Source organism: Streptomyces sp. NPDC059832 (assembly GCF_042731715.1).
Classification (GTDB): domain Bacteria; phylum Actinomycetota; class Actinomycetes; order Streptomycetales; family Streptomycetaceae; genus Streptomyces.
In genome coordinates this window covers 15,573-24,515 of record NZ_JBHWIY010000063.1, presented here as the reverse complement: position 1 = coordinate 24,515, position 8,943 = coordinate 15,573, and the positions used below count along the sequence as shown (strand labels likewise).

The 8,943-nt window shown below is 70.9% G+C and carries 8 protein-coding genes; all 8 read right to left on the bottom strand.

The window, feature by feature from the left end; translation table 11 throughout:
* Window positions 1-176: flavodoxin-dependent (E)-4-hydroxy-3-methylbut-2-enyl-diphosphate synthase (locus tag ACFV8T_RS43565; RefSeq protein WP_385338952.1), on the bottom strand; the 176-nt coding region annotated here is incomplete at its 3' end.
* A gap of 4 nt (window positions 177-180) precedes the next feature.
* A complete protein-coding gene (gene hpnH / locus ACFV8T_RS43560; protein WP_385338947.1) occupies window positions 181-1,200 on the bottom strand; it encodes an adenosyl-hopene transferase HpnH in 1,020 nt (339 codons plus the stop codon).
* Window positions 1,201-1,205: 5 nt separating this feature from the next.
* The gene (locus ACFV8T_RS43555; protein WP_385338944.1) at window positions 1,206-1,865 is read right to left on the bottom strand and encodes a 1-hydroxy-2-methyl-2-butenyl 4-diphosphate reductase; all 660 of its coding nucleotides are present in this window, start codon (window positions 1,863-1,865) and stop codon (window positions 1,206-1,208) included.
* A complete protein-coding gene (gene shc, locus ACFV8T_RS43550; RefSeq protein WP_385338941.1) occupies window positions 1,865-3,865 on the bottom strand; it encodes a squalene--hopene cyclase in 2,001 nt (666 codons plus the stop codon). Before shc ends, ACFV8T_RS43555 begins: the two co-directional genes overlap by 1 nt.
* A 108-nt stretch (window positions 3,866-3,973) precedes the next feature.
* Complete coding sequence (locus tag ACFV8T_RS43545) at window positions 3,974-5,077, bottom strand: polyprenyl synthetase family protein (protein ID WP_329817261.1); 1,104 nt, start codon at window positions 5,075-5,077, stop codon at window positions 3,974-3,976.
* A complete protein-coding gene (gene hpnE, locus ACFV8T_RS43540; RefSeq protein WP_385338938.1) occupies window positions 5,074-6,462 on the bottom strand; it encodes a hydroxysqualene dehydroxylase HpnE in 1,389 nt (462 codons plus the stop codon). Before hpnE ends, ACFV8T_RS43545 begins: the two co-directional genes overlap by 4 nt.
* 118 nt (window positions 6,463-6,580) lie before the next feature.
* A complete protein-coding gene (hpnD, locus tag ACFV8T_RS43535) occupies window positions 6,581-7,501 on the bottom strand; it encodes a presqualene diphosphate synthase HpnD (protein WP_385338935.1) in 921 nt (306 codons plus the stop codon).
* A gap of 29 nt (window positions 7,502-7,530) precedes the next feature.
* Window positions 7,531-8,451: a squalene synthase HpnC gene (gene hpnC, locus ACFV8T_RS43530; RefSeq protein ID WP_385338932.1), complete on the bottom strand. Its 921-nt coding sequence runs from the start codon at window positions 8,449-8,451 to the stop codon at window positions 7,531-7,533.
* Window positions 8,452-8,943 lie beyond the last annotated feature (492 nt).

Here is an 8,943-nt window from a genome sequence, read left to right as displayed (position 1 = left end):
TGCAACGTCGCACCCACGTCCGACGTACGCGTCGTGGTCATCGACTGCACCGACACCGGCGCGTCCCCGCCCACCGCAACCGACCCGACCTGGATGCGCCGCGAGTGGCGGCGCATCGCGAGCGGCCGGGCCGGCAGCTCGGGGAGACCCAGTGCGACCGGCCCTCCAGCGGTCATGACGTCACCGGTTCCCGGAGACGGTGTCGCGCGCCGCGCGCAGGGATTCCTTCAGCGATCCCATGGTGGCGAGCACGGCGGTGGGCTCGTATCCGCAGTGCGCCATGCAGTTGGCGCAGCGCGGGTCCTTGCCCCGGCCGTACTTGTCCCAGTCGGTCTCCTCGATGAGCTGACGGTACGTCGGCACGTAGCCGTCGCTCATCAGGTAGCAGGGCCGCTGCCAGCCGAAGAGCGAGTAGTTCGGGATGGCCCAGGCCGTGCACGGGAAGTCCGCCTTGCCTTCCAGGAAGTCCAGGAAGAGCGGCGAGTGGTTCAGCCGCCAGCGGGCCCGGTTGCCGCCCGCGAACGACTTCTTGAACAGTTCGCGGGTCTGCTCGACGCCCAGGAAGTGCTCCTGGTCGGGTGCCTTCTCGTAGGCGTAGGCGGGCGAGATCATCATCTCGTCGACCTTCAGGTCGTCATTGAGGTAGTTGAGGACCTCGATGACGGTCTGCGGGGTGTCGGTGTTGAAGAAGGTGGAATTCGTGGTGACCCGGAAGCCGCGCCGCTTGGCCTCCTTGATCGCCGCCACCGCCTCGTCGAAGACGCCTTCCTTGGCGACCGATTCGTCGTGCCGTTCGCGCAGCCCGTCGATGTGCACGGCGAAGGCGAAGTACGGCGAGGGCGTGAATTTCTCGATCTTCTTCCGCAGCAGCATCGCGTTGGTGCACAGGAAGACGTACTTCTTCCGCGCCACCAGCTGCCGGACGATTTCATCGATCTGCGGATGCATCAGCGGTTCGCCGCCCGCGATGGAAACCATCGGGGCACCCGATTCGAGCACGGCGCCCACGGCCTGGGCCACCGGCATGCGCTGCTTGAGCACGCCGGCCGGATGCTGGATCTTCCCGCAGCCCTCGCACGCGAGATTGCAGGCGTACAACGGCTCCAGTTCCACGATGAGCGGGAATTTCTCCCGCCTGCGGAGCTTCTGTTCAATGAGGTACGTCGCAACCTTGATGGACTGACGGAGCGGCATGGCCATCTGGCTCACCTCCTGGGGAGCAGCAAAGATCGGTGCCATTCGTAGAAAGCCGGCAGGACGGCACGGAGAACCCGGAAAGCTGATATTCCACCGCGTATCGTGCCGATTCGGACGAGCTCATGCTCCGGAGCATCCACGATCACCCGTACGGCGGCAACCGGGCGTGGCCCGGACCGCAGAGCGGTGCGCAGAGTGGCGGCGGACTCCATGTCCACCGCAATGGCTCCGGTGGCCCGCAGCTCGGCCCGCTCATGTCCGCGTACGACATGGGCGGAGCCGGTCAGCGGACCGGTGTGGACGGCGCGGCCGGGCACCGCCCTGGCCAGGGCCTCGGCGAGCAGGCCCGGACCGGTGCAGACCGTCGAGTCCCCGTCTTCCCGGGTCTCGTCGGCGACCACCAGGTCCCCGGGGTGCATTCCGGGCACCAGCCCGGCGCAGAACCCGGAGACGACGACCGCCGTGCCGGGCGCCCGGTCCTGACCGAGCGCCCGTGAGACGGCCGCCTCGGCGGCTTTGGGGCCCATGCCCGTACGGAGTACGGTCACCGGGCCGGAAGGGGCACCGGCCCTGCCCCGGCCGCTGCGCAGGGCGAACTGCTCGATGCCGAGCGCACAGGCGATCAGCAGCGGCGCCGCGGGGCCGGCCGTCCCCGGCCCGTCGGTCATCAGGCCCCCTTGCGGGTGGCCGTGCGGTCGGCGAACGGTTCGCCGTACACGTACCGCCCGAGTGCGGTGAGCGGGAACACCTGGCGGTAGAGGTGGTAGTTGATGGAGAAGTCCCACGGGAATCCGGTGCCCGTGAAGTACGGCTCGTCCCAGGAACCGTCGGCCTGCTGCGTCTCGCTGAGCCAGGTCACTCCCCGCTGTACGGCCCTGCTGTCCCGCCGTCCCGCGGCGAGCAGTGCGAGCAGCGCCCAGGCGGTCTGGGAGGCGGTCGAGGCACCGTGCCCGATCCACTTCTCCTCCCGGTACGAGCGCAGGTCCTCGCCCCAGCCGCCGTCGTCGTTCTGCACGGACTCCAGCCAGCCGACCGCACGGCGGACCGCCGGGTGCGTCACGGACAGCCCGGCGGCCACCAGTGCGGGGACCACCGACCCTGTGCCGTATACGTAGTTGACGCCCCAGCGGCCGAACCAGGCACCGCTCGCCTCCTGTTCGGCGAGCAGCCACTCGATGCCCCGTCGGGTGACGCGGTGTCCGGACCGCCCCTCGACGGCGAGCATCTCCACCACGTGCCCGGTGACATCGGCGGACGGCGGGTCGATGACCTCGCCGAAGTCGCAGAACGGCAACCGGTTGGGGAACGCGCTGGTGTTGTCCGCGTCGAAGGCGCCCCAGGCCCCGTTGCGGGACTGCATACCCATGTTCCAGCGGACTCCGCGCCTGATGGCGGCCTCGATGCGCGCACGGTCCGGGTGGCGGACCCGGCGCAGTGCGAGGACCACCTCGGCGGTGTCGTCGATGTCCGGGTAGTTGTCGTTGTGGAACTCGAAGGCCCAGCCGCCCGGGTTGAGCCGGGGGCGGCGCACGGACCAGTCGCCGGGCCGGACGATCTCCTCGCCGAGCATCCAGTCCGCGGCCTTCACGAGCGCCGGGTGGTCGGGGCTGACCCCGGCGTCGGCGAGCGCGATGGTGGCGAGGCAGGTGTCCCACACCGGGGACTGGCATGCCTCGATCATGCGGGCGCCGTCCTCGCGCCACACGGCGAACCGGTCGAGCGATTCGAGTCCGGCCCGCATCACCGGGTGGTCCAGGTCGTAGCCGAGCAGATGCAGGGCGATGACCGAGTACACGGCGGGCGGCTGGATGCCGCCCCAGCAGCCGTCGTTCTCCTGGCGTTCGATGATCCAGTGGGCCGCGGCGTTCATCGCGGTCCGGCGCAGCTTGCGCGGTGCGATCCGGTGGTAGAGGTGCAGCGCCTTGTCCAGGCGCTGGAAGACGCCGTCCCAGCTCGCGGCCGGTGCGGCGCGCCTGGGCGGGTTCGGATTGCGTGGGTCGGTGTGCAGTTCGTCGAGCGGGAAGGGCGCCGGGCGTACCGGCCGCTTAGCCGAGACGATGGTGAGCGGCACGATGGTCTGGCGGGCCCAGCAGCCGAAGTCGTAGATGTTGAGCGGGGCCCATTTGGGGAAGAACATCAGCTCGGGCGGGAGTTCCGGCAGGTCGTCCCATTTCCACCAGCCGAAGAGGGCGAGCCAGATCCGGGTGAAGACCCGGCCGGCGGCGATTCCGCCCTGTTCCCTGATCCAGGCCGAGGCGCGGGCCATGTGCGGATCGTCCGGCCGGTCTCCGGCCAGCCGCAGGGCCACGTACGCCTCGATGGTGGTGGAGAGTTCGCCGGGGCCGCCGTGGAAGGTGGCCCAGGTGCCGTCGCCCAGCTGTTCGCCGCGGATGAAGCGGCCGGCCGCCTGGACGGTGGCCGGGTCCTGGATTCCGAGGAACTGACGGAGCAGCAGGTCCTCGGCGTCCATGGTGACGTTGGTGGCGAGGTCGCCCTTCCACCAGCCCTGCTCGTCCTGCCTGCCGAGGAGGTGCTGCACCGAGCGTTCCGCGGCCCGCCGCGCGGCGGTGAACACGTCGTCCGCGGCGATGGTTGTGTCGGTCGGTTCGCTGGCCGAGGCTGCGCGGGGGTTCACGGCCCCGGTGCTTCCGTCGGTCGTCGCTGTCATGGCTTCCCCTTCGTGCAGTCTTGTCCTCTGCTGTGCTGGGGTCTCCGTCGGCCGGTGCCTGATACGGGCACCGGCCGGCGACTGCGATTCATATGGAGCAGATAGTGATCATCTCTTTCGTACGACGACGAAGTCCGCGAGCGCCGTGAGCTGCGCCCGCACGGTCTGCGGCATGTCGACACGGTGCAGCGCCTCGATGGCGACAGCATGCTGCCGACGGGCCTCCTGGGCGGTCCACTCGCGGCCGCCCGCCTCCTCGATGAGTGCCGCACGGGCGGCGAACTCCTCTTCGGAGAAGCTGTCGAAATCGCTGCTCTTGGCGTCGGCCGCGAGCAGTTCGCCCAGGCGCTCCGATGCCGGGCCGCCCGCGGCGAGCGCGGCGACGACCGGCAGGGACTTCTTGCGCTGGCGCAGGTCGCTCCAGGTCTGCTTGCCGGTGGACTCGGGGTCGCCCCAGATGCCGAGCAGATCGTCGACGGCCTGGAAGGCGAGCCCGAGGTGGTATCCGTACGCCTCCAGGGTGTCGGCGGTCCGGTCGTCGGCGCCGCCGAGGACCGCGCCGATGGAGCAGGCACAGGCGAGCAGGGCGCCGGTCTTGTTGCCCTCCATCTCCAGGCACTCCTCGACGGTGACCCGCTCTCGGTGCTCGTAGGAGATGTCCTGGGCCTGCCCGTCGATGAGCTTGCGGCTGGCCGCGGTCAGCCTGCGGGTCGCGCGGCCCGCCTCGACGGTGCCGAGCTCCAGCAGGACCTCGTTGGCGAGGGCGAAGAGCGCGTCGCCGACCAGGATCGCCTGGGCGGGGCCGTGCACCTTCCAGACGGTGTCGCGGTGGCGGCGCTGTTCGTCGCCGTCCATCAGGTCGTCGTGCAGCAGCGAGAAGTTGTGCACGAGTTCGACGGCCACGGCGCCGGGGACGCCGGCCTCGGCGGCGGCGCCGGCGGCCTCCGCGGACAGCAGGGCGAGGGCCGGGCGGACCGCTTTGCCCCCGTCGCCGTCGGCGGGCTGTCCCTGGGCGTCGATCCAGCCGAAGTGGTAGGCGGCGACGGTGTCCATGGGCGGTGCGAGCCGGTCAACGGCGGCCCGGAGCACCGGCGTGGAAAGGGCCCGTCCGCGCTCCAGAAGCGCGGTGACGTCCGTGGTGTCTGCCACGGTGTCGAAAGCCGGATTCGCCGGGGTCACTGACTCTCCTCTTGTTCCGGTGGTACTGCTCATGCCGCCTCCTGCAGCGGATGTTCATGGGTGCGGCCGAGCGCCCGGAGCGCGGCGTCCGCCGCGCTGAACCCGCTGCGGACGGCACCCTCCATCGTCGCGGGCCAGCCGGTGGCCGTCCATGCCCCTGCCAGGCAGAGGCCGGGGACACGGGTGCGGGCACCCGGCCGCAGCCGGCCGACGCCGGGGGCGGGGGCGAAGGTCGCCGTACGTTCCCGGGTGACGAAGAAATCCCTGATGCCGGCCCCGCGGGCAGCCGGCAGGAGCCGCTCCAGCTCGGGCAGGTAGCGGGTGCGCAGCTCGGCGACGGGGAGGTCGATCTCCTCGTCGGCGGCGGACTGGGACACGGCGAGGTACTGCCCGGGTCCGGTGAGGCCCGAGGCGTCCGTGCGGTCGAAGACCCACTGGACCGGGGAGCCGAGCGCGGCGAAGAACGGGCGGCGCAGCACCTTGCGGTCGTAGACGACGTGCACGTTGAGGATCGGCGACGTGCCGATGGCGAGCAGCCGCTCGGGCTCGTCGAGCGCGCCCTCGGGCAGCAGGTCGTGGGTCTCTCGCTGCGGGACGGCGAGGACGACGGTGTCCGCCTCGATCCGTTCGCCGCCGGTGTCCACGATCCAGCAGTCGTCCGCCGTACGGGTGAGGGAGGAGGCCTTCGTGCGCAGTTCGGTACGGACTCCGGCGGCGTCGAGGGCCTTGCGTGCCAGCGTGTCGTGCACCTCGCCGAGGGGCACGCTCGCCCAGCCGATGTCGGCGGCGCCGGGCTCGGAGAGGAGTCCGGTCTTGAAGACCTTCGCGGCCAGGGCCAGCGAGGAGTTCGGCGCGGTGGCGTTGAGCGTGGCGACGCCGACCAGGTCCCACAGGGCCTCGATGGTGCGCGGCGACTGGCCGTGCCGGGCGAGCCAGCTGCCGAAGTCGACGGCGTCGAGCTCGGGGTCGTCGGGGTCCAGGCGGCCGAGCGCCAGTGCGGCGCGGCCGACGCCCGCCCGCTCGGCGAGCGAGAGGTGCGGATAGCCGGCCAGCCCGGCGGCCAGGTGGAAGGGCACCGGCAGTGCGTTGCGGCGCAGCCGTCCCAGCCGGGGGCCCGAAGGCCGCCCGATGTCGAGAACGGGCACGTCCAAACGGTTTTGCAGGGGTGCGAGGCGCGCCCCGTCCACGCGGTCGAGGAACCAGCGGTAGGCGGTGCAGCAGCGCAGATAGACGTGCTGTCCGTTGTCGACCGTCAGTTCGCCGCGCCGGAAGGAGAAGGCGAGGCCGCCGAGCCTGGGCCGGCCTTCGAGCAGGGTCACGTCAAGCCCGGCGTCGGCGAGACGCAGCGCCGAGGTGATTCCGGCGAGGCCGCCGCCGATCACGACCGCGCGGGAGCGGCGCGGGGCGTCGTCCGTCATGCGTCCTCCTTTCGCCAGGTCACTTCAGTCAGGGACGCGTCGGCACGGCGCAGGGTTGATCGCCGGGCGGATCGGGTTCCCGTGCTGCACATGGTGCGCGAGATGTCCTCACGGCGCATCAGACACGCCCCCGGGCCGTGCGCCGGGAGATGTACCGGGCGTCGAGACCCGACAGACCGCGCACCGCCACGTAGGCCTTCTCGTGGCCCGGCAGCGAGACCCGGCCTCGCAGCACCGCCTCGGGGTCGCGCTCGATCCGGTCGAGCAGCCGCCGGTAGATGCCCGCCATGGCCGCGACACAGGCTCCGCTGCGCCGGTCCAGCATGGGCAGCAGCCGGTATCCCTCGGCGAACAGGGTGCGGGCGCGCCGTACCTCGAAGTGGACGAGGCCCGCGAAGTCGGCGCCGGGCGGTGGTGTGGCCCGGTGGAAGCCGGCCGAGCAGCCGAACTTGGCGAGGTCGTCGGCGGGCAGATACGTACGCCCGTTGCCCGCGTCCTCGCGGACGTCGCGCAGGATGTTGGTCAGCTGGAGCGCGAGGCCGAGCGTGTCGGCGTACTCCGCGGCCCGGTCGGCCCCCGGCGCGCCGGGCTCGGTACCGAAGACACCCAGGCTGAGACGGCCGATGGCACCCGCGACACAGCGGCAGTAGACCTTGAGGTCGTCCCAGGTCTCGTACGTCGCACCGCGCACGTCCATCAGCACGCCGTCGATGAGCTCGTCGAGCCCGCCGAGCGGGAGCGGGAATCTGCGCGCGGCGTCGGCGAGCGCGACGGCCACCGGGTCGGTGTCGTCCTCGTCGACCGCTCCGTCCCGGATCCGGTCCAGGACGGTGCGGGTGCTCTCCAGGCGGGTCCGCTTGGTGTCCGCGTCCAGCTCGCCGTCACCGATGTCGTCGACACGACGGGAGAAGGCGTACAGCGCCGACATGGCCTGTCGCTTCTCGGCCGGCAGCAGTCTGATGCCGTACGCGAAATTGCGCGCCTGCTGTCCGGTGACCGTCTCGCAGTAACTGTATGCGGCCTGTACCGGTGCCGACATGTACGTCGTCTGTCCCTCCACGGTCCGGCTCACCCCTCTCTACGCGCTTTTCGCAAGACAACTCCCACCTCGCGCAGCAGGCTGGGCTTGGTGGGCTTGGGCGGTCCGGGCAGTACGTCGAACCCGGCGGCCGTGATCGCGGTGAGGGCGGCGCGCCCCCCTCCCACGAATCCGGCGAGAAGGAGCTTGAGCCTGCCGGGGACGCTACCCACCAGGGGGGTGCCTTCATTCAGCAGTTCCCGAGCGCGTTCCGCTTCGTACGCAACCAGCGAACGCAGCGATGCGCCCCCCGAGCGGGCGGCGAGATCGGCCTCGGCGACATGGAACCGGGCCATGTCGTCGGCGGGGAGATAGATCCGGTCGCGGCCGAGGTCCTCGGTGATGTCCTGGAGGTGCTCGACGATCTGCAGGGCGGTGCAGACTGCGTCGGAGCGGCGGATGCGTTCGGGGCTGGCGGTTCCGGTGATCTGCAGGACCAGTCGGCCCACGGGGTTGGCGGAGAGCTCGCAGTAGGCCAGGAGCTCCTCGTACGTCCCGTATCGGCGGACCTTCTGGTCCTGCCGGTTGGCCTCGATGAGGCCGAGGAAGGGTTCCGGGGTGAGCGCGCAGCGCCGCACGGTGGGGCGCAGGGCGCGCAGCAGGGGGTGGCGGGGGCCGTCGCCCGAGGTGTCGAAGACCCGGCGCAGATCGGCCTCGAAGGCGTCGAGCATGGCGAGCCGGTCGTCGCTCTGCGCGGGATCGAGGCCGAGGTGACGGGCGTCCGCACCGCCGGGGGCGAGATCCCCGTCGCCGATGTCGTCGACGAGGCGGGCGTAGCCGTAGACGGCCATCAGGTCGTCGCGCCAGGCGCGGGGCAGGAAGAAGGGGGCCACGGGGAAGTTCTCGTCCGCGGCCTTGTCGAGAGTGCTGGGCACGACGTCATCGGGGTGCGTCTGCCGGGTGCGGGTCACCACGGACCGCCCGGCGCTGGGACGGCGTGAGCACCTCGGCGCTGGAGATTATCCGTCATTGCCGTCACATCTCCCGTTCTACACTGCTGACCCAAAACATCCCATTCCGGACACGCCGCCCGCTCTGCCGAGTGCGGAGCGCTGCCTACGGGCCGTGCACCAGGCACTATCGCCCCACTTGCCTCGAATCAGCACCGGTACAGCTTACGTTGTACAACGCTCATCCATACGGCGGGGTGTTGGGCGCGTTGCAGGAACGCTCTCCGCCCCGCCAACCTTCCCCGTAGACAAGGGAATTGACGTCATCCGACGGGACGAGATCCTGCGCGGGACATACCGCCGGGCGTGGAGTGCGCCGGCGGTGGTCCACGATCCGGACACCGCGGCGGGGGGGGGGGGAAGGGCGGGGGAGAGAAGAAAGAAGGTAAGGGGGAGGGAAGGAGGGGGGGATAAGAAACCAATTCTATGCCCATCGGCAGGCTCCACCTCAAA